General features: G+C 72.7%; 24 protein-coding genes and 1 pseudogene. 6 read left to right on the top strand and 19 right to left on the bottom strand.

What is annotated here, in order from left to right:
• Positions 1-323 precede the first annotated feature (323 nt).
• From IH44_RS0111485 to IH44_RS0111410, 15 genes are all read right to left on the bottom strand, one after another.
• Positions 324-821 (bottom strand): hypothetical protein, encoded by a 498-nt coding sequence (locus IH44_RS0111485; RefSeq protein WP_030459495.1) that lies wholly within the window; start codon positions 819-821, stop codon positions 324-326.
• A 31-nt stretch (positions 822-852) separates the two neighbouring features.
• Entirely contained in the window at positions 853-1,536 is a 684-nt protein-coding gene (locus tag IH44_RS42635) for a hypothetical protein (RefSeq protein WP_051816773.1), read from the bottom strand.
• Between the two features lie 32 nt (positions 1,537-1,568).
• Positions 1,569-2,318 (bottom strand): hypothetical protein, encoded by a 750-nt coding sequence (locus IH44_RS42630; RefSeq protein ID WP_051816772.1) that lies wholly within the window; start codon positions 2,316-2,318, stop codon positions 1,569-1,571.
• Positions 2,319-2,339: 21 nt separating this feature from the next.
• Positions 2,340-2,723 carry a hypothetical protein gene (locus IH44_RS42625; RefSeq protein WP_051816771.1) on the bottom strand — a complete coding sequence of 128 codons (384 nt, stop codon included), beginning with the start codon at positions 2,721-2,723 and terminating at the stop codon, positions 2,340-2,342.
• The gene (locus tag IH44_RS42620; protein WP_030459374.1) at positions 2,689-3,405 is read right to left on the bottom strand and encodes a hypothetical protein; all 717 of its coding nucleotides are present in this window, start codon (positions 3,403-3,405) and stop codon (positions 2,689-2,691) included. Before IH44_RS42620 ends, IH44_RS42625 begins: the two co-directional genes overlap by 35 nt.
• A gap of 108 nt (positions 3,406-3,513) precedes the next feature.
• The gene (locus IH44_RS0111455; protein ID WP_030459373.1) at positions 3,514-3,990 is read right to left on the bottom strand and encodes a hypothetical protein; all 477 of its coding nucleotides are present in this window, start codon (positions 3,988-3,990) and stop codon (positions 3,514-3,516) included.
• 26 nt (positions 3,991-4,016) lie between these two features.
• On the bottom strand, positions 4,017-5,288 hold the full coding sequence (locus tag IH44_RS0111450; protein ID WP_030459372.1) for a hypothetical protein: 1,272 nt from the start codon (positions 5,286-5,288) through the stop codon (positions 4,017-4,019).
• A 53-nt stretch (positions 5,289-5,341) separates the two neighbouring features.
• Positions 5,342-5,764: a hypothetical protein gene (locus tag IH44_RS0111445; RefSeq protein ID WP_157852266.1), complete on the bottom strand. Its 423-nt coding sequence runs from the start codon at positions 5,762-5,764 to the stop codon at positions 5,342-5,344.
• The gene (locus IH44_RS0111440) at positions 5,754-7,307 is read right to left on the bottom strand and encodes an ATP-binding protein (protein WP_051816770.1); all 1,554 of its coding nucleotides are present in this window, start codon (positions 7,305-7,307) and stop codon (positions 5,754-5,756) included. Before IH44_RS0111440 ends, IH44_RS0111445 begins: the two co-directional genes overlap by 11 nt.
• 17 nt (positions 7,308-7,324) lie before the next feature.
• On the bottom strand, positions 7,325-7,765 hold the full coding sequence (locus IH44_RS0111435) for a DUF6238 family protein (protein ID WP_030459369.1): 441 nt from the start codon (positions 7,763-7,765) through the stop codon (positions 7,325-7,327).
• Positions 7,766-7,796: 31 nt separating this feature from the next.
• Positions 7,797-9,266, bottom strand: a complete 1,470-nt coding sequence (locus IH44_RS0111430) for an SCO6880 family protein (protein ID WP_030459368.1) — start codon at positions 9,264-9,266, stop codon at positions 7,797-7,799.
• 138 nt (positions 9,267-9,404) lie between these two features.
• Entirely contained in the window at positions 9,405-10,907 is a 1,503-nt protein-coding gene (locus IH44_RS0111425) for a hypothetical protein (protein WP_030459367.1), read from the bottom strand.
• Between the two features lie 22 nt (positions 10,908-10,929).
• Positions 10,930-11,592 (bottom strand): hypothetical protein, encoded by a 663-nt coding sequence (locus tag IH44_RS0111420; RefSeq protein WP_030459366.1) that lies wholly within the window; start codon positions 11,590-11,592, stop codon positions 10,930-10,932.
• A gap of 44 nt (positions 11,593-11,636) precedes the next feature.
• Positions 11,637-11,945 (bottom strand): DUF6112 family protein, encoded by a 309-nt coding sequence (locus IH44_RS0111415; RefSeq protein WP_030459365.1) that lies wholly within the window; start codon positions 11,943-11,945, stop codon positions 11,637-11,639.
• Between the two features lie 85 nt (positions 11,946-12,030).
• Positions 12,031-13,206, bottom strand: a complete 1,176-nt coding sequence (locus tag IH44_RS0111410) for a C40 family peptidase (protein ID WP_030459364.1) — start codon at positions 13,204-13,206, stop codon at positions 12,031-12,033.
• Between the two features lie 577 nt (positions 13,207-13,783).
• Here IH44_RS0111410 and IH44_RS0111405 point away from each other — a divergent pair.
• Positions 13,784-14,539 carry a site-specific DNA-methyltransferase gene (locus IH44_RS0111405; protein WP_030459363.1) on the top strand — a complete coding sequence of 252 codons (756 nt, stop codon included), beginning with the start codon at positions 13,784-13,786 and terminating at the stop codon, positions 14,537-14,539.
• An 84-nt stretch (positions 14,540-14,623) separates the two neighbouring features.
• Here IH44_RS0111405 and IH44_RS0111400 read toward each other — a convergent pair whose 3' ends face one another.
• Positions 14,624-15,556 (bottom strand): DUF5655 domain-containing protein, encoded by a 933-nt coding sequence (locus IH44_RS0111400; RefSeq protein WP_030459362.1) that lies wholly within the window; start codon positions 15,554-15,556, stop codon positions 14,624-14,626.
• Between the two features lie 116 nt (positions 15,557-15,672).
• Here IH44_RS0111400 and IH44_RS0111395 point away from each other — a divergent pair, with 116 nt between their 5' ends.
• Positions 15,673-15,957 carry a hypothetical protein gene (locus IH44_RS0111395; protein ID WP_030459361.1) on the top strand — a complete coding sequence of 95 codons (285 nt, stop codon included), beginning with the start codon at positions 15,673-15,675 and terminating at the stop codon, positions 15,955-15,957.
• A gap of 173 nt (positions 15,958-16,130) precedes the next feature.
• Entirely contained in the window at positions 16,131-16,772 is a 642-nt protein-coding gene (locus IH44_RS0111390; RefSeq protein ID WP_157852264.1) for a hypothetical protein, read from the top strand.
• Positions 16,773-17,477: 705 nt separating this feature from the next.
• Here IH44_RS0111390 and IH44_RS0111385 read toward each other — a convergent pair.
• Positions 17,478-18,455, bottom strand: coding sequence for a pirin family protein (locus tag IH44_RS0111385; protein ID WP_030459359.1), 978 nt, complete (start codon positions 18,453-18,455; stop codon positions 17,478-17,480).
• Positions 18,456-18,583: 128 nt separating this feature from the next.
• On the opposite strand from IH44_RS0111385, the gene IH44_RS0111380 reads away from it, so the two are divergent.
• Both IH44_RS0111380 and IH44_RS0111375 read left to right on the top strand, forming a co-directional pair.
• The gene (locus IH44_RS0111380; protein WP_030459358.1) at positions 18,584-19,051 is read left to right on the top strand and encodes a carboxymuconolactone decarboxylase family protein; all 468 of its coding nucleotides are present in this window, start codon (positions 18,584-18,586) and stop codon (positions 19,049-19,051) included.
• A 253-nt stretch (positions 19,052-19,304) separates the two neighbouring features.
• Positions 19,305-20,525, top strand: a complete 1,221-nt coding sequence (locus IH44_RS0111375) for a serine hydrolase (protein WP_035954776.1) — start codon at positions 19,305-19,307, stop codon at positions 20,523-20,525.
• An 89-nt stretch (positions 20,526-20,614) separates the two neighbouring features.
• Here IH44_RS0111375 and IH44_RS0111370 read toward each other — a convergent pair whose 3' ends face one another.
• Together IH44_RS0111370 and IH44_RS0111365 are read right to left on the bottom strand one after the other, a co-directional pair.
• Complete coding sequence (locus tag IH44_RS0111370; RefSeq protein WP_030459356.1) at positions 20,615-21,157, bottom strand: GNAT family N-acetyltransferase; 543 nt, start codon at positions 21,155-21,157, stop codon at positions 20,615-20,617.
• A 267-nt stretch (positions 21,158-21,424) separates the two neighbouring features.
• On the bottom strand, positions 21,425-22,216 hold the full coding sequence (locus IH44_RS0111365) for an alpha/beta fold hydrolase (RefSeq protein ID WP_030459355.1): 792 nt from the start codon (positions 22,214-22,216) through the stop codon (positions 21,425-21,427).
• Positions 22,217-22,651: 435 nt separating this feature from the next.
• On the opposite strand from IH44_RS0111365, the pseudogene IH44_RS0111360 reads away from it, so the two are divergent.
• Positions 22,652-22,978, top strand: a pseudogene (locus IH44_RS0111360) (5'-methylthioadenosine phosphorylase); the annotation flags it as partial.

The following is a 22,978-nucleotide window of genomic DNA, read 5'->3' as shown; positions in this document are numbered from 1 at the left end:
CGCCTGGCTCAGCAAGCGATGCCTGGACAGTTGAGCCAGAGCAGATCAGCTCACCGAGCCCGCCGAACCCGCGTGCTGAACGACCCTGGAGGGCACTCGGCGCGCGGGTTCCTGTTGTTGGCCATCCAGGAATCTGCGAACCCGCCTGCTTCGAGCAGGATCGGCTCGAAGTCCTGGTCGTCGCTGAGGGTGAACAGTGCGTTCAACAGGTCGAGGGTGCTCTCGGTGCGCCGGACGGTGCAGTGCAGAAGGGGGAACGTGCATGGCGGTTTTTCCGAATCGCTTGCAGGGGAAGGGGAGTTGGGTTTCGGGTGCAGGGCAGGTCAGACGAAGGGGTTTTCGGTGGGCCGGTCGGCGGCGGTGGCGGCCTCCAGCAGCTCCTGCAGGTCGCCGGGTTCGGAGGCGCGCTGGTCGATCCACCAGCCGGCGCGGGTCACGGTGCGGGCCTGCTCCTCGACCTGCTCCCAGTCGGCCTCGGGCAGGCCGCCCTCCAGCACGAGGGCGGTGTAGGCGGCGGCGAGCACCTGGTGGCGGCAGCGCACGCCCCAGGCGGTGCCCCGCTCGGTGCCCTCCAGCGGCGGCATCCGGTACCGCTCGGACCAGGCATCGGACTCCACCTGCTCCTCAGCACGCTTGGCCGCCAGCCACGCGGCCTTGTCGGCCTCGTCGCCGTCCTTCGCCGCGCGCCAGCAGTTGGTGCACTCCTGCCGGGCCAGCCAGTCGGCGTACCCGGCGCGGCGGTCGGCCGGGCGGTCGCCGAGGTCTCGCTCGCTCTCGTGCCCGCACGAGTGGGCGATCGTCCAGACCTTCTTCACTGCCATGAGTTGCTCCTTGCTTCTGGGGAGAGGGGGTTCAGCGGCTGCGGGCGCCGGCGCGCTCGGCGGACACTGGCGCGGCAGCCGCCTCGGCGGCCGACTGGGTGCTCCTTGCCGGGGCGCCGGGGAGCCCCTGGGCTCGGCCGCGTTCGCGGGTGTCGGCCCGGCGGGCGTGGACGTCGGCGGCGAGGTGGCGCTGGACGGCGACGTTGTACCGGCCGTGCTGCAGTTGTTCGTTGGCGGCGGCGATGGCGTCGAGGCCGGCCTCGCGCTCGGCGGTGGGGGCGAGGTAGATGTCGAGGCCGCGGGTGTGGTGCCAGCCGGCCTGAGTGAGGAACGGTGCGGGGTCGATCGGCAGGCCGTCGCTGACGGCGGCGACGATCCCCAGGTGGGGGTGTTCGCCGAAGACGACGTCCGGCTCGTCGCGGTGGCGCAGGGTGGTGCCGGGTACGTCGAACGCGGGCTCGGTGCCGACGCGGTAGCCCATCGTGCGCAGGGCCCGCACCGCCGCACGGGCGCGCTCTTGGGCGTCGTGCTCGGGGTCGGTGAGTGTGAAGAAGCCGGGCCGGGCCGGGTCGGGCTCGAAGCCGAGCGCGGGCAGGACCGCGTCGGCGACGGGCTGCGGGAGCAGGCCGGGGGCGGCATGGACGTCGGGGCGCTGGTGGTGGCGCCAGATTACGAAGTCGGGGGCTTGTTCGCCGGTGGTGGCTGGAGTGGACACAGCGGATCTCCTCGAAACCGGGTGGAGGGTGGTCAGCGGGCGCGCGCGAACGCGGCCCGAGGGTCAACGGCGGTGGGCGGCGGCCCGCTCGGGCCCGCCTTCGCGGTAGGCACCTGCCGGGCCGCCGGGCTCCTGAGCAGCGCGGCCTCGGCCGTGCGCAACGCACGAGCGGTGGTGGCGGGGGTGGACGGCGCGAGGTCGGCGACCTCGGCGGAGATCCGGCTCTGCACGCCGACCTGGTACCCGGCCCGGCGCAGCTCGCGCGCTGTGACGGCGACCGCCCGCAGCGCGTTATCCCGTTCACCGAGGTGCGGGTCGGTGGGTGGGAAGGGCGGCAAGTAGAAGCCCGCGTTCGCGTGGCGCCACCAGCCGCAACTGCTCATCACGGCGTGGGCCTCCTGCGCCGGGCCGTCGCCGACCGCCCCGATCACCCCCAAGGACGGGCTCTCGGCGAAGACCACGTCCGGCTCGCGCTCCGGCGCGGGTGCGGCCACCTGCTGGGGCAGCTCGGCTGGCGGCTCGGGCCCGGTGTCCAGCGAGAGGTTGCTGTGCACGGCGTAGCCCGCGCCGTCGAGAACCTTGATCGCCCACCGGAGACGGTTCGGGGTGTCGCGGTGCTGCTCGGTGAGCGCGTACAGGTGCGGGTGGTCGGCGACGCGCTGGAACTCCAGCCGCTCCAGCATCCAGGCCGCAGCGGCGGACCGGGTGGGCAGGGCGGCGACGACGCCGTGGTCGGGGTGGTGGCCGAGGACGACCTCGGGCTGCGGGGACGAAGTGGGCATGGCGGGCTTTCCGTACGGAGGTCAGCGGTTGCGGCCGGCGGGGCGGCCGGCGGCCGGGGGCTGGGCGGCGAGCAGTGCCTCGGCGGGGTGCCCGGTGAGGGTGCGTTCGGACGCAGGGGAGGAGGCGAGGGCGGCGGCCACCCGCAGGTCGTGCCCGCTCGCCGCCGACCGGGCCGCCGACTGGGGGTGCGCGGCGTGCCGGTCGGCGAGGTCCCCCCGCAGCGCCCGGATCTCCTGGACATAGCGGTCGGTCAGGTTGGCGACCTCGCGCAGCCGGGCGGCGTAGTGCGGATCGGAGGAGGTCGAGTTCAGCCCCTCCCACCAGGTGGCGGTCTGCTGGAGCGCGTCGATGGCCTGGTCCAGCACGCCGTCACCGGGGGCGGTCAGCACGCTGAGCGCGGCCACCACCTCCTCGGTGTGGCCGGCCTTCGCGATGTCCTTGCCGAGGCGGGTCAGCGAGTGGGACGGGGGGGGTGGCCCGCTCGGCGGCCCAGTCGGTCAGGTCCGTCGGGCAGTTGACGCCGAAGCCCTCGGCCCGCAGGTAGTCGGCCGCCCTCGTCACGGCCACCCGTCGCTCGGCGGGACCGAGCATCGCGGCCGGGAGGCGGTGGCAGACGACACCGTTCTGGATGGTGGGGACGAAGCCGGCGCGGTGCAGCAGCGACTCGGCCCGCACCAGCCGCTCCCGCACCTCCTGCTCGGAGGGGACACCGCGCCGGTCGAGGTGCTCGTCGATACAGGCCAGCAGCGGCCCGGTGTCGGTGCCGTGTTCGTGGTGGAGATGCCCCGGCTGGCTGTCGTACAGGGGTTTGGGTTCGCCACCGACCTCGAGCCATTCCGCGAACCAGCCGTTCTGCGGACCGGTCCATCCGGGTTCCTGGTAGTCGGCGTACTGGGGACCGGCGAGCAGGAAGCTGCCGTCCGGCAGCTGGGCGTCGATGTAGTCGCCGGTTTCGAAGTCGATGGTGTAGTCGACGCCCCGGTTCACCAGGAGCGTGGTGATCGGGGTGAACTCGTTGTTCGGAGGGGTGCGGCGAGTGTGGGCGGTGACCTCGAAGCCGGACTTGGAGAACGTGACGGGGTGCATGGCGGTGCTCCTACGACGCTCGCCCCTGCGAGAGCGGGGGCTGGGGTGTCGATGGTCCGCAGGATCCGAGGTTTGGCCCGGCCGGAGGAGCGGTGGTAGAGCGTCGCGTCAGCGCCCGGAACGGCGGCCAGGCGTCGGCGCTTCCAGACGGACGGGGGAAGCGGAGGGCGAGGCGGCAGGGGACGGCGTCCGCGTAGGACGGGTGGGGGAGCGGCTGACGGCGGCGGCCAGCCGCTCGCTCCGACCGGCCAGTTCACCGGCGAGGCCCTCGTTGACGAGGTGCAGCTCCTCGCCGATCTCGGTGATCCGCTCCGCCAGGGAATCCAACTCGACCCCATACCGCCGAGCACCGCGGTCCTGGCACCACTGCGCCGCCATGCTCACGAGTTCGTGAAGTCGGCTGACCGCACCGAAGTCGCTACTTACGAGCTGGTGAAGCGTTTCCGGGAACTCGCCCGGCCCGGTGGAGGCCAGACGCTGGACGGCGTACTCCTGCGCAGCCCTGTCGGTTGGCGGGAGAGATGCGGTCGACGTGCCGGGTCGAGGGAGGAACTCCTCGTGTGCCCGATGATCCAGATCGGTCATGAGTGGGTCTCCTCGGTGGTGTGCGGTCAGCGGGTACGGCGTGGGGCAGTGGCGGGAGGCGAGGCTGCTGGTGCCGGCTCGGCAGTGAAACTTGCCCCGCGGCGTTCGGTGCGGGCCACGGCTGCCTCGACCTGCTTCTCGCGGCTCGGTACGGGGCGGCCGATCCGTCGGGTGACGTCCTGGGCCAGCACGGCCAGCGACATGCCCGGGACCCACGCCGAGCGCGACCACGCCTCGCTGTTGCGCTGGTCCTCGGCCCACGAGCGGATCCGAGTGGTGGCCGGGTCATCGCTTGCGGTGCGGGTCGTGAGGGTTTCCCACCGGATTCGGACCTCTCGGATGCCGGCGAGCGCGTCCTCGGCGTGGTGGAGTCGGTGCAGCTGGGGGCCGATGACGGGGTCGAGGCGGTCCTCGGCGGTGGTCACCGCCCGGATCCCGGCGAGGATGTGGGGGCCTTGGTCCGCCAGGACGTCGAGATGCTGCCAGGCAGCATGGTCGCGGGCCGCCGCGGACTCGAAGACCTCGGGTTCCCCGAAACGCCGGGTGTTCGGCGGCAGGACGTACGCGACGCTCAGGTCGTCCAGGGAGACGAGGGCGTCTTCCACGGCGGCGGTGCGTGCGTACCAGACGGCCCGCTGGTAGGCGGGGGCGAATCGCTCCCGGACCTCGGCCGCCATCGCGGCGGCGTCTGCGGCGGCGGAGAACTCCGCCGGGTCCGGCGGTCGCGGCGACCAGAGATACTGGTTCTCGGGTGCGTCGTCGGGGAGCATCGAGCGGAGGACGACCTGCCCGTCGGGGTGTGGCTGGACGACCAGCAGGTGCTCGCCGCCGGGTCCGTCGAGGGCGAAGGCGCTGTGCGGGGCGGTGGCGCTGGTCCACTGCGAGGGGTGTCGGCCCCAGAGCCGCCCCGTGAGTTCGGCGAGGTCCCGCCCGGGGTTGAGCGGGCAGGGACGTGCCGACCAGCCGGGCAGGTGCGCGGCCAGCGCGGTGGCGAGCGGCGGCAGGGGAGCTGGTGGGCCGGGCTGCTCGGGCAGGACGCGGCCGGCCTCGTCGAGGTAGACCTTGGCCTCCCAGTGGTTGGGCAGGGAGGACCCGCGGTCGCCGATCGGGCGGAAGACCGCGTAGGAGTCCTGCTGTACGCCGCCGAGGTGGCTGGTGTGGGCGAGTACGAGTTCCCAGTCGGGGTGGGCGCGGTCGTTGCCGTCGCGGTGAGCGGCGAACAGCTGCTCGAAAGCCGCGAAGTCGGCCTCGGTGAGGTGGGCGTGGTCGAGGAAGGGCACGGCGTCGTTGGTGGGCATGGGTGTTCACGGTTCTCGGTAAGGGGCCCGAGCGGATGGTCGGGCCGGGCGGTTCAGCGGGTGCGGCGCGCGGCCGCCGGCGAGGCGGCGGGGGTGGGGGCGCTCGTTGCCGCGGTGGCCGGATGCACAGCGGCGGTGGTGCGGGCGAGGACGGCGATGGTCCGGCGCCGCTCGTCGCCGAGCGGGGTGTTCGGCAGCGCCTGCCCGTCCTCGCTGAAGTCGATCTCGACGAAGCCCAGCGGAACGGGCCGGGTCATCTCATCGGGCGGGACGGTCTGGAAGGCGGCGGTGGTGTACGTCCACCGCCCCTGCTCGTCCGTGCCGTTGAAGGTCATGATCAGCTTCCAGTTGTCGTCGTGGCCGCTGCCCCGCTTCACGCGCTGGGCGGCTATCAGGGATTCGAAGGCGGCGAAGTCCTCGCCGACGAGCAGGGAGTGGGGGATCTCGGCGCGTTCCACGCCGCGGTCAACAGGCATATCGATCCTCAACCTGCTTTGTCAGCAGGGTGGTTGGCTGCGCGGCCATGCGGAAGTCGGTGTCGTACAGCGCCTTCTCGCGCGGGTGGAGCAGGTGCTGGACGACGAACGACAGCCCGGCGACCTTCCACAGCCCCCGGCCGCGGGGCAGGGCGGCGATGGCCTGGGCCTCGACACCGGTGAGGCCGAGCAGCGCCATGGACGCCGCGATCTGGTCGGGCTCCTGGCGGTAGATGATCCGGGTGCTGCAGTCGGCGAGCAGGCCCTCGGCCAGGACCCGGCCGCGCGATCCGGCGTCGCCCGCCGCGAGCAGGTCGGAGAGCCGGTGCAGGACGAGCAGGTTGGCGATGCCCAGGCCCCGGGAGAGCTTCCACTGCTGCTGCATGCGCTCGAGTAGGCCGACGTGCCGCATGATCCGCCACGCCTCGTCGTAGATCACCCAGCGGCGCCCACCGTCCGGGTCGGCCAGCGCCGCCTCCATCCACGCACTCGCGCAGGTCATCGCCAGCACGAGGGCGGTGTCGTCGCCGCTGCTGCCCAGACGGGACAGGTCGATCGACAGCATCGGCGCGTGCGGGTCGAAGGCGACGGTGGAGGGGCCGTCGAACATGCCGGACAGGTCGCCGTGGACCAGCCGACGGAAGGCGTGGGCGAGGTCGTCGACGGCCCGGCCGAGGCCGGCGCCGTGGTCGCCGAGGGCGGCGTCCAGGCGCTCGGGGCGGCCGAGGGTGTGGGCGATGTCGCCCAGCAGCGGAGGCACGCCCGCGGCTTCGGCCTCGGCGACGACCAGGTCGAGGGCGACGTCGAGGCCGGTGTGCTCCATCGGCAGCAGGTCGCGCTTGAGCACGGTGGCCGCCAGGCTCGCCAGCAGCAGCAGGCGCCGCTTGCGGACCTCGCCGAGCCACTCCTCCTCGTCCACCCCGGCGGGCCGCGACGGAGCGTCCAGCGGGTTGAGCCTGCCCGGCAGGCCGGGGCCGAGCGCGATGGTCTGCCCGCCCAACTCCCGGGCGAGGGAAGACCATTCGCCCTTCGGGTCGGACGGAATGTAGATCTTGTAGCCGTGGGCGATGGACCGGGTGGCGATCGACTTCGCCAGTGCGGACTTGCCCATGCCGATCACCCCGCACAGGGCCGCGTTCGGGTTCGTGAACCCCTCGATCCGGCCGGAGTTGTAGAGGGTGAACGGGTCGAAGCAGAACGCGGCCTCGGCGTGCAGGTCGCGGCCGATGAATGTGCCCTCGGCACCGAGGCCGGCTTCCGCGAGGAACGGGTAGGCACCGCCGGCGACGGCGGTGGTCATCCGGTGCTTGGGCAGGCGCAGCCGGCTGCCGCGGGCGGATGCGGCACCGGGCCGCCCCGAGGCGGGGTAGGTCGGCTGCAGCTCGGGGTCGGCCCCGGTCAACTCCCGCTCCCGGGAAGGGAGTCGGAAGGCGCGGGCCTTGGTTCGGGCTGCGGCGAAGCTCCTGCGGGCGGCCCGGCGCTCGGCGCGGCTGGGCTTGCGCGGGACGAACAGCTGGGCGGCGGTGGCGCGGTTCCTGGTCATGGTGGCGTCTTCCGGGGTCAGTGTCGGACGAGGCCGGTGAAGGAGGAGTGCAGGTCGGTGGGGGTGGTGCGGCGGCGCACCAGGCGGGCGGCCTGCTGGTGGCGGCGGCAGACGGTCAACTCCGGCGCGCCTTCGGGCAGTCGGGCGCGGCAGGCTTCGGCGTCGGGGACCTCGCCGCTGCCCGGCCGGGGTGCTGAGTGGTAGGCGGCGTGGAGGTGGTCGGCGGCCTGCCACAGCCGGGTGCGGGCGGCGCGCAGGTGGTTGCCCTCGGCGGGCAGCAGCGGGGCGGTGCGTTCGGCGTGGGCGTCCAGCAGGGCGTGCAGTGAGGTCAAGTGTTCGTGCAGGCAGTCGAGTTCGGTGCGGGAGGCGACCAGCGGTCCGGCAGGGACGTTGAGTACGCGGTGGAAGTCCACGGCGGCGGTCGCGTAGGGGACGAAGTCCGGAGAGGTGGCCGGCATCGTGGCTCCTTCGGGGAGGGGCGGGCCGGCGTCAGGCGGCGAGGGCGAAGGGCAGGGCGGCGGCGGTGAACGCGGTCGCCTGCTGCCAGGTGAGCGGGCGCAGGTCCAGCTGGGCGCCGACGGCGGCGGTCTCGATCACCGCACAGGCCGAGCGCAACTGCTCCTCGGTGTCGGCGGAGACGGTCAGCAGGCCGGTCAGCGCGACATCGGCGTGCCCGGCGATCAGCTGGCGTTCGCGGGCCTGGATGTCCTGGTACTCCACCGAGTCGGCCTCGGAGGCGACTTGGCCCCGGCGGGCGCGTTCGGCGGAGTCGGCGATCACGCTGGCCTTCTTGCGCTGGACGTCGCGCATCGCGGCGTCCAGGTCCTTGGGCTCGTAGGCGAGGGAGATGGTGCGGCGCACACCGGAGGCGAACATCACCTGGTGCAGGAAGCCCGCGGATGTCTCGGTCCGGGGCCAGTTCTCCACCCAGTACGTGGTGTGGTGCGCGGAGTCGGTGGAGATGTGGTCGGCCTTCTCCACCACGACCACCGGGCCCGCCGCGGCCGGGGCGGCGGCCGGTCGGCCGTCGGCGGACCAGCGGTCCAGCGCGGAGCGGGACTTGGGGTCGTAGGCGGTGCGGGCGACGGCGGCGATCTCGGCGGCCGACAGCCAGCCGGTCGGGTTCAGCCCGGCGGTGTGGGCGGACTGCTCGCACGCGGAGGTCAGCTGGGCGAGCACCGCGAAGCCCCCGGCCAGGCCGCCGCCGGCCTGGTTGATCAGGCGGCGGGCCTTCTTGAAGTCCAGCGCGATGGCGATGTACGACTCGTGCGGTGCGGCGGCCGGTCCGGCGCTCTCGATCAGCTCGCCGTACAGCGCACCGGCCAGCGGGGCGTCCGGGCGGCCGTGCTCCTCCCAGTATCGGCGCAGCGCGTCGCCGGAGTCCGGGACGGTCCGCTCGATCACCTGGATCCGGGCGACGTGCCCGGTGCGGGCCAGCGCCGCCAGGGTCCGGCCCCAGCCAGCTACGTTGGCGGACTGCGTGCCGGGGTCCAGCAGCGCGTAGGCGCGGCTGCTGACCTTGACGATGGCGGTGAGGGTGCCGACGTGCGGGTCGTGGACGGCGCCGTAGCGGCGGTCGGGGGCGGTGACCACGCGCAGGCTGGCCGCGCTGCCGGGCAGGTGCAGCAGGCCATCGCGCACCGGGCGCCGGGACGGGCGGGCGAGCCAGAGCAGCTGTCCGCGCAGGCGGCGCAGTGCGTACCGGACGGCGATCGGGGCCCAGTCGGCGAGGGTGCGTCCCCGGTAGCGGAGGAAGACGACGGCAGCGACCGCGCCCCACAGGGGCAGAAGTTGGAGGGCGCCGACGACGCCGCGGGTGGTCAGGACGGCGAGCAGCAGCAGGCCGGTGGCGGCGACGGTGATCAGCTGGGAGAGGCTCAGGCCGAGCAGGATGCCGCGGCGGGAACGGTGCGGGAACTTCACCGACGCCGGGGCGTCAGGCTTCGGGGTGGAGGACATCGTGGCTTCCGGAAGGTCGGTCGAGCGGGCGGCGGACGGGGGCGTGGTGCTCTTCTGGAGGTCATGACCAGGGGCTCCTTCGGGAGGTGGGGCCGGGGCGGGCCGAGGGCTTCGGCCCGCCCCGGTGCGGCGCTGCGGTCAGGAAGCGGACGCCGGGGGCTGGTTCGGGTAGACGAACCGGACCGGATCGGGCGAGGGCGAGAGCGGTCCGACCGGGGACGGTCCACTGCCCGGTGCTCCTCCCGGAGCCGGCACGGAAGCCGGAGCGGCAGCCGAGGCCGAAGCCGATACGGGAGCCGAAGTCGGCATGGAAACCGGAGTGGGAGCCGGGGCTGGTGCGGAGGGGGCGGAGGTGGACGGGTCCGTGATGACGAAGTCACCGCTGCCCGACTTGATCGGGGCCGACGGTGTCTCGCCGCCGTCCGGCGGTGCCGGGTTGCCGCTGTCCTCGGCGGAGGGGCGGGTGACCAGGGTGGGGAAGCCGGGCCGGGTGACCAGGGAACGTCCGCGGTCGCCGGGGGCGTTCGGGTCCTCGCCGAAGCGGAAGGTGTTGGGCTGCTGAGCGGGGCCGGCGTCGATGCCCTCCTTGCTGAAGCGCCCGCTCGGGTCGATCCCACCGCTGCCGCTGCTGCCCGCGCCGGGAACCTGGCCCGGGCCCTGCGGGGAGGGGGCGCCGACGCCTGCCTGCATGGCGAGGCTGCCGGCGGTCTTCGCCGCCCCGGCCGCGACTGCCATGCCGGCGACGCCGGTGCGGTGCAGGTCGTCGTGGCCGCCGCCGTCGGTCGCCCAGTGGACGAACTTGTAGACGGCGTACGGGCACAGCAGCACCAGCACCATGATCACCGTCCCGGCCATCATGTCGGACAGCGCGCCGAGCCCGTCCTTGGCGTCGGACTCGCCGATCGCCGCGACGCCGGTGATGAAGACGACCGTCATCAGCAGCTTGGAGACCACCAGGGTGGCGGTGGCCTCGATCCAGCCGCGCCGCCAGCGCTTGGCGACCTCCCAACCGCCGCCGGCACCGGCGAAGGACGCGAGGACGACCAGGACCAGGACGCCGACCTTGCGGGCCACCATCACGCCCCAGTAGAGAAACGCGCCGATCGCGCAGCCGGCCGCGACCAACGCCGGGATCGCCCAGCCGAGTTGGAACATCGCCCCCAGCTCGGAGACCTTGATCAGGCGCCTGATCGCATCGTCGATGCTGGTGCCGGCGGCCTTGAACAGCCCGGCGGAGACCGCGTCGACGACGGTGACGGCCACGGCGGTGAAGCTGATCGCGCCGAAGGAGAACAGCACGCCGGTCATCGTGCCCCAGGCGGCCTGGGCGAGCGCGCGCTCGTCCCGGCGCCAGGCGGCCAGCACCAGCTGCGCGCAGAACGTGCCCACGGTGAGGATCAGGCCGATGACCATGACCAGCTCGTAGTTGGCCCTGAACCAGGGGGCGTCGAGGTTGATGGCAGTGGTCTCGTCGACCGCCCGCGAGGCCAGGTCGACGGCGCTGGAGGCCAGCTCGCCCATGGATTTGGCGATCCACGCGCCGATGCCGTCGGTGATGGACTTGCCCGGGTTCGACACGAAGCTGACCGCGTCGACCACGTTGCAGACCTGGCCCATCAGGGGAATGTCGCAGACACCCACGAAGGGCACCTCCTTCGTGGTGTCAGGGCGCCACGGACGGCATCACGCCGACCAGGACGCAGGGGCGGTCGGGGCGGCACTGCACAGCGAGGGTGACCGAGCGGTCCTCCGCGCCGCCCTGCGGCGCGCCGTTCCAGGCGATCGACTGCTTGCCGGAGACGGTCACCGCGTACACGTACGCCTGCGTGATCGCCCCCGGATCGGCCTGCAGCGCCCGGGTGAAGGAGTCCGGGAAGTGCGCCTCGGCGGCGCTCGCGGTGGCGAACTGCCCGGAGTCGGCCATCCGCCCCCACAGCAGCGGCGAAGGCACCTGGCGCTCCACGGAGTCGGCGTCCGCGTACTTCTCCTCGCCGGTCAGCCACCCGCGCAGGGCGGCCACCAGCTCGGGCTGCGAGTACGCCCGGGTGTCGTACGACCACAGCGCCACCGCCGCGGCCTTCCCGAACGCGATCGGATCACGGGTGTCCGGCGGCGACGGCAGCGCGGCCGATCGACCGTTTGCGGCTGGCGACGCCGAGGCGGAAGACGGAGCGGAGGAAGGGGAACTCGACGGCGTGGCAGCGTGGTTGGGCGGCGTCCGGCCGTCGCGGGTGAAGTAGGAGAACAGGCCGGCCAGCGCGACGAGCACGACCAGGACTACGGTGCCCAGCAGCGCCCGGCGGCGCACGAGGGCGCCGCCGGACATCCCGCTGCGGGCAGCAGAGGAAGAGAAGGAACGTTTCTGCACGGCTACTTGACCTGCGTTCCGAGGGTGGAGAAGAACGCGACGACGCCGTTGGCCGCGCCGAGCAGCAGGGCCGCGCCGGCGGAGACCAGCACGCCCTTCTTGCCGTTGGCCTCGGCCTGGTGGCCGCCCGAGTGGTGGCCCCAGGCCCACACGCCAGCGCTCACCGCGAGCGCTCCGACCACCGCGATGATCCCGAACAGGTTGATCGAGCCCATCACCTGCTTGAGCACCGAGAGGCCGGGCAGGCCGCCCTCGTTGGGGGAGATCCCCGGGTCGTACGCGAGCTGGATGGCCTTGTCGGCGAGGTACATAGGGGAACTCCAAGGAGAATCCGGGCACGCCGAAGGCGCACCGGAGGGAACGGGGAGAGAAGGGGAGGGAGAGGAGAAGCGCCGGTCAGACGACTCGGCGGGCCGCGAGAATCTGCGGCTGCCACTCGGCGAGGGTCGAGATCTTGACCACGTCGCCGGTGTGCGGGGCCTGCACCACGAGGCCGCCGCCGATGAACATCCCGACGTGCTCGGGCACGGCGGCCGTCCCGGTGGTGAACAGCAGGTCGCCCGGCTTGAGGGCGTTGAAGGGGGCGGCGGTGCCCTCGTTGACCTGGGTATAGGTGGTTCGGGTCAGGGTGATCCCGGCCGCCTTGTAGGCCATCTGCATCAGCGAGGAGCAGTCGCAGCGGCCCATCGGGTCGGCGCCGTGCGAGTCCTCGCAGCTGCCGCCCCACTGGTAGGGGGTGCCGAGCTGGCCGAGCGCCCAGCGGATCGCGGTCTGCACCTGCGGCGGAGCGTCGGTGGGGATCGTGTACCCCTCGGGCAGGGTGCCCGGTGGGATCGTCCCGAAGCCGCTGCCGTCACCGCCCGCGGTCGAGCACCCGCCACCCGCAGGTAGAGCGGCGCTGGGTGAGGCGTCCGGCGATGGACTCGCGCTCGGCGCCGGCGACGGTGCGGTGGTCGAACCGCTGCCGGTGTCGGTCAGCAGCGGGGCGATGGCCTGCTGGAGCGCCGTCGCCAGCGGCTCCCACTTGGCGTAGGCGTCCGGGTAGCCGCTGCGCTGCACTGCCTGGGCGGCCTGGGTGATCGTCATCGACTGCCAGTCGGAGACCTGCTGGAGGGCCTCGTAGAACTTCGTCGAGGCGTACACCGGCTGCATGATCTGCTCCGCCGTGCCCCAGCCCTGCGAGGGCCGCTGCTGGAACAACCCCAGGCTGTCCCGGTCGCCGTAGTCGAGGTTGCGCAGCCCGCTCTCCTGCAGCGCGGTCGCCAGCGCGACGACCTGCCCGCGGACGGGAATGTGCATCGCGACGCCGGTGGCCTGGATGGTCTTCGCGTTGGGGATCTGCTCGTCGGGCTTGTCCAACCCGGAGACGGCCGGAGCACCCAGCGGGTTGGAGCCGTCCAGGATCGACTTCACCTGGGCCGCAACGGCGGCGGTATCCACCGCTGGTGGATCACCGCCCGGATTGCAGATGGTGGCCTGGGCCCCTCCGGCGGCGACCACCACCAGCGGCAGCGCCAGGGCCAGCGGCCCGGCCGCGACCAGGGAGACGAGCAGGCCCGCGGACTTCTTCACCGCCGCCGCTGGACGCAACGGACGCCCGGGACGGTTGGGGTGGACGGACGGGGCGGGTGGAGGCACGGCGGTGCCAGGGCGTGCCGCATCGCAGCAACTCCTTGGGGGTGTGTAGGAGGACGCGGTGCCGGCCTCTCGTGCGAAGAAGTCGCCGGCACCGCGCCGGTAGTGAAACCGCCCTCAAGGCGGGCCCGGGTCAGGGAGTTCGCAGCTCCCGGACGCCGGTTGTGGGTCGTGCGCGGCAGCCGGCCGCGCTCGTAATCTCAGCCCGAACACGAGGTCTCCTGGAACGAAGGGATAAGGGGAGGCGGGCCCGCGAAGTGCCCCGTTGGACGGGGCAACACGGGCCAACACGAGCCGTTCCGGACCGAGTTGGCCCTGCGGCCGGGTTGGCATGGCGAGACAGTAGACGCGAAGTCCGGCCGCACCAAACGACCCCTCACCAGGCCCGGAACCCTCCCAGCAGGCGTTAGGTCCGGCCGTCCTTCCCGGCTACCGTCCCGGCCATCCCCCCGCCCCGCGACGGCCGCCGAGCAGCGCCGGGCGGGGGTCTGCCCCTGCCCCGAGAAAGGTCACCATGACCAGCAGCAGCTTCACCCTCCACCGCGGCGATGCCCTCACCGTCCTAAAGTCCCTGCCCGACGAGTGCGTCAACGCCGTCATCACCGACCCCCCGTACAACAGCGGCGGCCGGACCAGCTCCGAGCGCACCGGCCGCGACGCCCGCGCCAAGTACGTCACCAGCGGCTCCGCCCACGACCTGAAGACCTTCCCCGGCGAGAACCGCGACCAGCGCTCCTACCGCTCCTGGCTGACCGAACTGCTCACCGAGGCGTACCGGGCGAGCACCGAGCATGCGGTGGCCGTGGTCTTCTCGGACTGGCGCCAGGAGCCGACCACCAGCGACGCGCTGCAGATGGCCGGCTGGACGTGGCAGGGCACCATCCCGTGGATCAAGCCCGCCAGCCGCCCGCGCAAGGGCGGCTTCAAGCAGTCCGCCGAGTTCGCCCTCTGGGGCGTCAAGGGCACCCTCGACCACTCCCGCGCCCTCTACCTGCCCGGCCACTTCATCGCATCCCAGCCCCGCAAGGACCGCGTCCACATCACCCAGAAGCCCCTGGAGGTCATGCAGGAGATCGTCCGCATCTGCCCCGAGGGCGGCACCGTCCTCGACCCCTTCACCGGCAGCGGCTCCACCGGCATCGCCGCCCTGCGCGAAGGCCGGCGCTTCGTCGGCGTCGAACTCTCCCCCCACTACGCCGACATCGCCGAACAGCGCCTGCGCGCCGAACTCACCCAGGACGACTTCACCCTCGCCGGACCGGAGGCATGAACGTGAGAACCCCCAGAACCCGCAGCAGCCGCAGACGCGAAAGGGCGGCCGGAGCCTGAAGCTCTGGCCGCCCTTGCCGTCCGGTCAGACCTCCTGGATGGCCCGCTCGATCAGCGGTACCGCCTTCGCCAGGTCGGCCGGCGAGGCGATCCGCACCTCCAAGTCACCGGTGCCCAGATGGCCGATCCCGCGCATGTCGCGCGTGAAGCCCTCCTCCAACTCCACCGTGTCCGGGTCCAACGGCAGGTACACCAGCACCGCCCGATGCTGGGGGGACGGCCGGAAGATCACCGACGCCACGTTCCGCAGCCGCCGGTAGGCCACGTAGTGCTTGAGCGGGACGACCTCCACCTCACCCGAAGCGGTCAGCACCTCGTCTAGCTCGCTGTACAGCGCCCGCAGGCACTCCGGCACCTCCACCGAAGCCGCCGGCTCGGTCGCCTCGACGACCTCCACCGCTGCGGGCGCGCTCGACCGGCGCCGGGCCGGTGTGCCAGTGGAGGCGACGACCGGTTCGACCAACTGCAGGCTCAGCAGCCCGCCGTCGAAGACTCGGTAGCGCACCAGGTCGATCGGCCACTGCCGACCAAAGTTGCCGACCGTCACCCGGTCGTGCCACGAGTACCCGGCCGCCACACACACCGCCCGGGGCGAGCGCCAGTCGACCGACTCCACGGCCGCCTCGCCCAGCTTCTCCCGCACCAGCGCCTCGAACTCCAGCCAGCTGCTCCTCAACCAGGTCAGGTACGACATCGCCTGCAGCACGACCCCGCTGTCGCTGCCCTTCTTGAACTCGACCACCACCGGAGAGCCGTTCTCGTCCAGCCCCAGCGAGTCCACCCGCCCCCGGTGCCACGGCCCCGTCGGGTACTCCGACGCCAGGAACCGGATCCCCAGCATCCGCTCCATCCCGGCCTCCACCCGCCGCTGCAACTCCACCTCCAGCGCCACCGTCGAGCCCCGAAGCTCCACATCCCGGCCGTCCGCCCCAAGCCGGAACACCTTCAAGTCGCTCACCCAGCGGCCCCCTTCGTACGAGCATGCGAAGAGACCAATCCAAAACAGCATCCCCGTATTCCGCTTCGGACTATGGTTCGAGAAAGAACGACCAACTCGCAAGGGAGGGACCGTCAATGACGGTAACCAACAGCTTCTCCGGCAGCGGCAACTTCGCCGGACTGCTCATCCAGGCCGGTACCGTCTCCGGCCCGAACGTCGATACCGGAGCCGCAACCCAGGACGCCGCCCCGGAGCGCCTGGCCGTGAGCATCGAGGAAGCGCTCACCACAAGCGGAGAGCCAGTGACCCTCACTCGGGGCGAGTACCAGGCGCTCGGCCTGCTCCTCGACCACCTCGCTGGCACCCAGGAATGCCGGTGGCCGGTACAGCCGCTGGCCGACCGACTGCGAGGCCGCTGAGGGCCAACGCGGTGCATTGGCCGGCGAGTCGACGTCCCGCGCTCGATCGGCGGCCACCGCTGCGGTCGCTGAACTCGCCCATGCCCACGTGGCCTCCAAGCTGCGAGGCGGGTTGAAGGCGGCACGCTCCTCGGCAGACACCACTGTCAGTGGTCAGTGCAATCCTCTCCGTCATGGGACGCACCGTTCACGAGGACATGGCCGAAGGCTACCTGGAGGACTTCCTGGAGCACCCAGAGGCGATGGCAGCCTTGACCCGACTCCGAAACCGGCACATCCGAGGAGAGATGGTCGAAGAGGAGCCCTACGGCTCCGGCTACGCCGACTCGCTGGGGAGCTCGGCTCGGTTCCCCCCGAACCGATGGCCGCTTCACCAGCACGCCGCGTTCATCCAGCTGCACGCGCTGATCGGCAGCGGTGAGGTGGCATTTACCAAGATCAGAACGGGCGGAACTCCTGGTCCGGACGCTGACCGCGAGGGCAACGCCGCACTGCTGGCTGGCACTCACAAGCGATTCACCGCTGAACTCGACATGGGCCAGAACGGGGCCGACTTCGACGGCATCTTGTCCTGGGAGGGCGATCTCAAGATCAGCAAGCCTACGGGTGCGTTTTACTACGGGGACTCGTGCGCGTCGACAGGCCAGACGCTCCTGGTCCTCCCTGCGGCAGTTCCGGGAGGCTGGGCACCGCTGGAGGTCGGCGACTCCTGGCCCTCCCGGACTCTCATGCACTTGTGGCAGTACAAGGCGGTGGCTCGCTGGCCGTACGGCGCACGCTTCATCTGGCTCTTCCTGAACCTCGACTGGCGCTGACCGAGGGTTCGTGCGGTCGGTCTTCGTCGGTTGTGGAGTACTGACAGGTCTGGTCTTGGCCAGACTGGTGCGGCCGGACCCCTTTGGACGAGGTAATACGGGGCGGCGCGGGCCAAGAAGGCGCACGCGCTCTGATCAGGCAGAACGGCACCACGGAGCACGAGGCGGAACCAGGCATCACGAACGCGCGTGGTCTCGTAATGCGTAGGTCGAGAGCGGCTCTGAGCACTGACGGAACAGGGCAGTGGACAGGATCAGATACAACTGGGTGGTTGGAACACTCCCCCCGCAAGCGCGGGGCGGAGCAGGGGACGCCGATGCTGGAGCTGCCCCACCCGGAACCCCTGCCCGCGCGGGGAGGAGCCGACCCGACGTGCGCCCGGGCCTGCTCGCCCGACAGACCCCCGCTCGCGCGGGGACGACGGTGTGGAAGGCTGGAAGCCGCATTTCGGGAGCGGCTGACCCCCGCTCGAGCGGGGGTCAGGGAATCTGACGATTAGTCAGTAAAGTCAGCAACAGGTCAGCATTCATCCACCCGGACCCTGCGAAACATGCCTATGGATGGGAAGCGGCAGGCTGGCCGCGACTGCTCCTGAGGCTCTTGCCGATGACGTTCGCCACTGCTGGAGCCCCTGTCGGAGGCGGTGGTGGGGCGCCTGTTCCGCTCTGGTGGAGGTGGCCGCCCCGACCATGGGTTTCCGCAGCTCAATCGCGGTTTCCGCGTGCTCTGAGGGTGACGTTCGGCAGCTCCGGGGCGGGCAGGCGGTCGCCCGGGTAGCCCTGGACTTCGCCGAACCGAACCCCCTTCTCCCAGTCGAGCCGTGCTTGTACGATCTCCTCAGTCGATCGGCCGATGAAGTTCCACCACATGACGATGTCCTCGCCGAAGGGCGGGCCGCCGAGCAGGATCAGGCGGGCGGGCGTGGCGGAGGTGTTGGTGAGGGTGAGGGTGGTGCGGCCGGGCGGGAGGTGGCCGAGGTCGGCGGGGTGCAGGGGGGTGCCGGCGAAGAGGACGTCGCCCTGGTCGACCAGGAGGCCGTGTTCGAAGGCGGGGTCGATGTCGAGGGTGGTGGTGGCGCCGGCGGGGAGGGCGAGTTCGGCGCCGAGCAGCGGGGTGAAGGTGGGGACGGGGGAGGTGTCGCCGGCCAGGGTGCCGAGGAAGACGCGGGCTTCGCCGCCGCCGCCGGGGAGCGGGACGGGGGCGGGGACGTGGTGGTGGAAGTCGCGGGCGGTGTGCCGGTGGGCGTCGGGCAGGGCGACCCAGAGCTGCACGCCGTGCAGGACGGTGGTGGCGGCGGTGGAGGTCTCGGAGTGGGCGATGCCGTGGCCGGCCGTCATCAGGTTGAGCTCGCCGGGGCGGACGAAGGCGTGCACGCCGAGGCTGTCGCGGTGCTCGATCTCGCCGCTGAACAGCCAGCTGACGGTCTGCAGGCCGGTGTGCGGGTGCGGGGCGACGTCCATGCCGCCGGTGGTGGCGACGTCGTCGGGGCCGTAGTGGTCGACGAAGCACCAGGCGCCGATCAGGGTGCGCCCGCGCTGCGGGAGGGTGCGGCGGACGGTCATCGCGCGCGGTCCGCCGAGCGGGACGTCCCGCGGGGGCAGGACTTCGGCCGGGCCGGGTCCGGCGCCGTTCCCGGTACCGTTCTCGGCGTCGTTCGCCGCGCCGTTCTCGACGGTGCTCATCGGGTGCTCCCTCCCGTGCCGCCGGGGGCCGGCGGACACGTCCAGCAGATCGTTGTATATTCAACTATCATGGACCGCGACGTCCGACAAACACCAGTGCGCAGTGGAGGAGAGTCCAGGTGACCGAGGTGGCGACCCCGACGGGCCGGATCTACGTCGACAAGCAGACCCCGCAGGCGTTCCGCGCCCTGCTGGGCACCGCCGAGGCCGTCCGGCAGGCGGCCGCCGACGCCGGACTCGACCGCCGGCTGGTCGAACTCGTCAACCTGCGGGTCTCGCAACTCAACGGCTGCGCCTACTGCCTGGACGTGCACACCAAGGCCGCGCTCAAGGAGGGCGAGAGCGTGCAGCGGATCGGCGTGCTCGCCGCCTGGCGGGACGCCGCGGTGTTCGACGAGCGCGAGCGGGCCGCCCTCGCGCTGGCCGAGGCGACCACCCACCCGTCCGACGCGGCCGCGCAGGAGACGGCGTACGCGCAGGCCCGGCAGGTGTTCGGCGACCAGGAACTCTCCGCGGTGATCTGGGTGGCGATCGCCATCAACGCGTTCAACCGGGTGTCGATCCTGAGCAAGCACCCGGTCCGCCCGGCCCGCTGACCAACCGTCGGCGGCAGGGCGCCGACCGCCGAAGGGGCAGGGTCGAGCCCCGCCTCCCTGACGATCCGTCAGCAGAGGGCCCTTCCGCAGGGCGAGTGAGGGCCGTTCGGCGACAGCCTGTCAGCAGGCGGGCCGGCCGACCGCCGCACGGGTGGAATCGTCGTGTCCGGGCGGCCGGACGGGGTCCGGCGGAGGCGCCGGGGTGGTGACCTGTGCGGAACAGGTCACCACCCTCCCGGAGGAGATGCCCGTCATGCGCCGTCCCCGCGCCCGGCGACTCGCCGTCGCCCTGCTCGCCCTCAGTGCCCTCGTCCCCGCCGTCCCCGCCGCGGCCGACTCCGGCGCCCCGTTCGCCCGCCCGGCCGTGCAGCCCGCCCACCGCCCCGTGCACCAACTCGCGGACGAGGACTGCCCGCTCGACCCGGCCCTGGTGGCCCGGCTGGACGAGGCGATCGCCGGTGTGCGCAAGGAGACCGGGACACCCGGTGTGATCGTCGGACTGTGGCTGCCCGGGCGCGGCACCTACGTCCACGCCGACGGCGTCGCCGACCTGGCCACCGGACAGCCGATGACCCCCAACCTCAACCTGCGGATCGGCAGCGAGACCAAGACCTTCACCGTCACCGCCGTCCTCGAACTCGTCGACCGCGGCCTGGTCGGCCTGGACGACCCGATCGGCAAGTACCTCGACGGCGTCCCCGACGGCGGGCACATCACGATCCGCCAACTCGCCGAGATGCGCAGCGGACTGTACTCCTACACCTTCGACGACGACTTCGTGCACGCGCTGCTCAGCGACCCCGACCGGCCGTTCACCCCGGAGGAACTGCTCTCGTACGCGTTCAAGCACGACAACGTCTTCCCGCCCGGCAGCGCCTACCAGTACTCCAACACCAACACCGTCCTGCTCGGCCTGCTGGTCGAGAAGCTCGGCCGCATGCCGCTGCGCGACTTCATCCACCGCAACGTCACCGAGCCCGCCCACCTGAAGCGCACCCTGTTCCCGCGCGCCGCCGAACTGCCCCGCCCCTACGCGCACGGCTACACCAACCAGACCCTGGACGGCCGGACCGCCGACGCCACCCACTGGAACCCCTCCTGGGGCTGGGCGGCCGGCGCGATGATCTCCGACCTGCACGACCTGCACCACTGGGCCAAGACCCTCGCCACCGGCACCCTGCTCAGCCCCGCCACCCAGGCCGAACGCGAGAAGTACCTCCCGGTCCCGGGCTTCGGCGACGACGCCGGCTACGGCCTCGGCCTGTTCCGGATCAACGGCTGGGTCGGCCACAACGGCTCCCTGCCCGGCTACGAGAGCGTCACCGTCTACCTGCCCGAACAGGACGCGACCCTGGTGGTCCTGCTGAACACCGACACCATCCACGAGGGCAGCGAACCCTCCACCCTGTTCGCCCGCGCCGTCACCTCGATCGCCACCCCCGGCCACGTCTACGAACTGCCCGCCGAGAAGTAACACCCCCCCCACGGAGCACGGAACGGGGCCGACGCGCTGTCAGCTCCGTTCCGCGGGCCGGGCCGGTACGGGGGGCGTGTGCGGGGGAGTCAGGGGCGGTCGTCGGGCAGGTCGGCCGGGCGGATCCGGTACACCTGGAGGTTCAGCCCGTAGTACTTGGTGGTCTCGCCGACCCAGCGCATGCCCAGCCGCTTCGCCACCGCGTGCGCCCGGTCGTTCCTGGGCCGGGCCACCGCGAAGACCTCCTCGATGTCCTGGGTGAACGCCCAGCGCAGCAGCGCCAGGCCCGCCTCCGTCGCGTAGCCCTGCCCCCAGGCCTGCGGGGAGAGCTGCCAGGTGATCTCCAGGTCCTCGTCGTACGGCGGCAGCGGACGGATGCCCAGGCCGCCGACCACCTTCCCGTCCTCGCGGCGCTCCACCGCCCACCGCCCGCGCGGCGGCAGCAGCCCGGCCTGCTCCTGCTCCCAGCCGAGCAGCACCGAGCGCATCGCCTCGGCGTCGGCGACCTGGTCCATCACGGGCGTCAGCCAGCGGGCGACGTCCGTGGAGCCGTACACGGCCAGCGCGTCCTCGGCGTCGTCCGGTGTCCAGCCCCGGACGACGAGCCGATCAGTGGTCAGGCTGATCCCCATGGGCGGGTCCTCCCTCAGTCGATTGGCGGACGTCTCCCTCCACCGGAGTGTGCGCCCCCTACCCGCCCGAGTCGAGCCGGAAGCCTGATCCGCACCACCTGTCACCGGACGGTCACCCGGCGGCCACCTTGCCCGCCGGGGCCGTCTGCCGACCCGCCTGTCGGGCCGCCCGTCGAGCCGTTCGTCGGGCCGCCCGTGGGGCTTGTCCGTGGGGCTGTCCGTCCAACCGTCAGCCGGGCTTCCCGGGCCCGCCCTCGGGCCCGGCGGTCAGCGGCGGCCGAGAAGGGGGAGGTGCAGGCCGTCCGGGGCCTGGCCGTCCAGATCCTGGCCGTCCGGGGCCTGGCCGGGCAGGGCGAGGGCGGCGCCGACCTCCTCGGGCAGCGGACCCAGGTCGAGCAGGGCCAGCGCGAGACCGGCGGCGGCACGGTGCCAGTCGCCGGCCCGCCGCATCAGGGTGTGACCGCTGCCCAGCACCCGGTAACCGGCCACCCGCGCGCCGTGGCCGCGGGCCCGCAGCGCGAACAGGTCGGTGTCACCGGGCGGGGTGATCTTGTCCCGGTCGCCGTGCAGCATCAGCACCGAGCGGCCCTCCAGGTGCGCGGTCGGCTCGTCCTGCGGGCACCACGGCGCCAGCGCGACCACGCCCCGCACGCACGGGTGGGCCGCCGCCCGCAGTGCCGCCCGGCCACCCATCGAGTGCCCGATCAGCACGGTCGGCACCGGCCCCAACTGCTCGACCAGCTCGGACAGCGCGGCCTCCGCGTCCCGGGCCGCGTCCGCCCGGTCACCGTTCCAGCCCCGGCACCGGTAGCGCACCGTGCCCACCGCCAGCGACCGCCCGCCCGCGGCCTCCGCACCGCGCTGCACCGCCCTGGCGAACGGCACCATCCGCAACCCCGGCAGGTTCAGCACCGGCGGCGGCGCGGCCCCGTGCTCCTTGCCGCCGTGCAGCACCAGCACCGCCGCCTCCGGCGAGGGCGGCAGCACCCGCCAGGACAGCGCCCGGTGCGCCGCCCCCACCGCAGCACCACCGGAACGCACCGCCACCCGCCCGCCCATCGCACCGTCCCTGCCGTAGTCGTTCCACCGTCCGCACGCGTCTGTCCGCAGCCGCCTACGACCACCCGTGGCCGCCCCGACCCGCCCGCACGCGTCCGCACACGTCCGCCACCCGGAGCCGTCCGCCCGCGCCCGTACGCGTCCGCCGCCCCGGCCCTGCCACTGTACGCGGGCACTGCCGGGAGACGGCCCGCCCCCGGACCGGAGGGGTCCGGGGCGGAGGTGCCCGGAGCGGAGCGCCGGTCGGGCGGCGCACCGCGACCTCCGGTGCGGGCCACCGGAGCTGACTGCTCGTAGGGTGGGAGCGTGCCCGCGCTGCGCGGCCGGACCGCTCCGTCCGCGCACCGATCCCGCGCACCACGGCCCCGACCCGCACCGACCCGCCCGGACCGGGCACCCGGGGCCGCGACCGACCGGCAGAGCCGAGGGAGAGCCATGGCCGACGTCCACCCGCCCCGCACCGACGGCACCCCGACCGCCGAACTCGGCGTCATCGGCGGATCCGGCCTGTACGCGCTGCTCGACGATGTCACCGAAGTACATGTCGAGACGCCTTACGGGCCGGCGTCGGATGCGTTGTTCGTGGGTGGGGTGGGTGGGCGGCGGGTGGCGTTTCTGCCGAGGCACGGTCGTGGGCACCGGTTGCCGCCGCATCGGATCAACTACCGGGCCAATGTGTGGGCGTTGCATGCGTTGGGGGTGCGGCAGGTGTTGGGGCCGTGTGCGGTGGGCGGGCTGCGGGCCGAGTACGGGCCGGGGACG

This window comes from Kitasatospora sp. NRRL B-11411, assembly GCF_000721345.1.
Taxonomy (GTDB): domain Bacteria; phylum Actinomycetota; class Actinomycetes; order Streptomycetales; family Streptomycetaceae; genus Kitasatospora; species Kitasatospora cineracea.
This window is presented reverse-complemented; position numbering and strand designations above follow the sequence as displayed.

Excerpts from the sequence above, each read along its gene's own strand:
- IH44_RS0111485 (WP_030459495.1), bottom strand. The coding sequence starts at position 821 with ATGGCAGTGAAGAAGGTCTGGACGATCGCCCACTCGTGCGGGCACGAG.
- IH44_RS42630 (WP_051816772.1), bottom strand. The coding sequence starts at position 2,318 with ATGCCCACTTCGTCCCCGCAGCCCGAGGTCGTCCTCGGCCACCACCCC.
- IH44_RS42620 (WP_030459374.1), bottom strand. The coding sequence starts at position 3,405 with ATGCACCCCGTCACGTTCTCCAAGTCCGGCTTCGAGGTCACCGCCCAC.
- IH44_RS0111455 (WP_030459373.1), bottom strand. The coding sequence starts at position 3,990 with ATGACCGATCTGGATCATCGGGCACACGAGGAGTTCCTCCCTCGACCC.
- IH44_RS0111450 (WP_030459372.1), bottom strand. The coding sequence starts at position 5,288 with ATGCCCACCAACGACGCCGTGCCCTTCCTCGACCACGCCCACCTCACC.
- IH44_RS0111445 (WP_157852266.1), bottom strand. The coding sequence starts at position 5,764 with ATGCCTGTTGACCGCGGCGTGGAACGCGCCGAGATCCCCCACTCCCTG.
- IH44_RS0111440 (WP_051816770.1), bottom strand. The coding sequence starts at position 7,307 with ATGACCAGGAACCGCGCCACCGCCGCCCAGCTGTTCGTCCCGCGCAAG.
- IH44_RS0111435 (WP_030459369.1), bottom strand. The coding sequence starts at position 7,765 with ATGCCGGCCACCTCTCCGGACTTCGTCCCCTACGCGACCGCCGCCGTG.
- IH44_RS0111430 (WP_030459368.1), bottom strand. The coding sequence starts at position 9,266 with ATGTCCTCCACCCCGAAGCCTGACGCCCCGGCGTCGGTGAAGTTCCCG.
- IH44_RS0111420 (WP_030459366.1), bottom strand. The coding sequence starts at position 11,592 with ATGTCCGGCGGCGCCCTCGTGCGCCGCCGGGCGCTGCTGGGCACCGTA.
- IH44_RS0111415 (WP_030459365.1), bottom strand. The coding sequence starts at position 11,945 with ATGTACCTCGCCGACAAGGCCATCCAGCTCGCGTACGACCCGGGGATC.
- IH44_RS0111405 (WP_030459363.1), top strand. The coding sequence starts at position 13,784 with ATGACCAGCAGCAGCTTCACCCTCCACCGCGGCGATGCCCTCACCGTC.
- IH44_RS0111395 (WP_030459361.1), top strand. The coding sequence starts at position 15,673 with ATGACGGTAACCAACAGCTTCTCCGGCAGCGGCAACTTCGCCGGACTG.
- IH44_RS0111390 (WP_157852264.1), top strand. The coding sequence starts at position 16,131 with ATGGGACGCACCGTTCACGAGGACATGGCCGAAGGCTACCTGGAGGAC.
- IH44_RS0111385 (WP_030459359.1), bottom strand. The coding sequence starts at position 18,455 with ATGAGCACCGTCGAGAACGGCGCGGCGAACGACGCCGAGAACGGTACC.
- IH44_RS0111375 (WP_035954776.1), top strand. The coding sequence starts at position 19,305 with ATGCGCCGTCCCCGCGCCCGGCGACTCGCCGTCGCCCTGCTCGCCCTC.
- IH44_RS0111370 (WP_030459356.1), bottom strand. The coding sequence starts at position 21,157 with ATGGGGATCAGCCTGACCACTGATCGGCTCGTCGTCCGGGGCTGGACA.
- IH44_RS0111365 (WP_030459355.1), bottom strand. The coding sequence starts at position 22,216 with ATGGGCGGGCGGGTGGCGGTGCGTTCCGGTGGTGCTGCGGTGGGGGCG.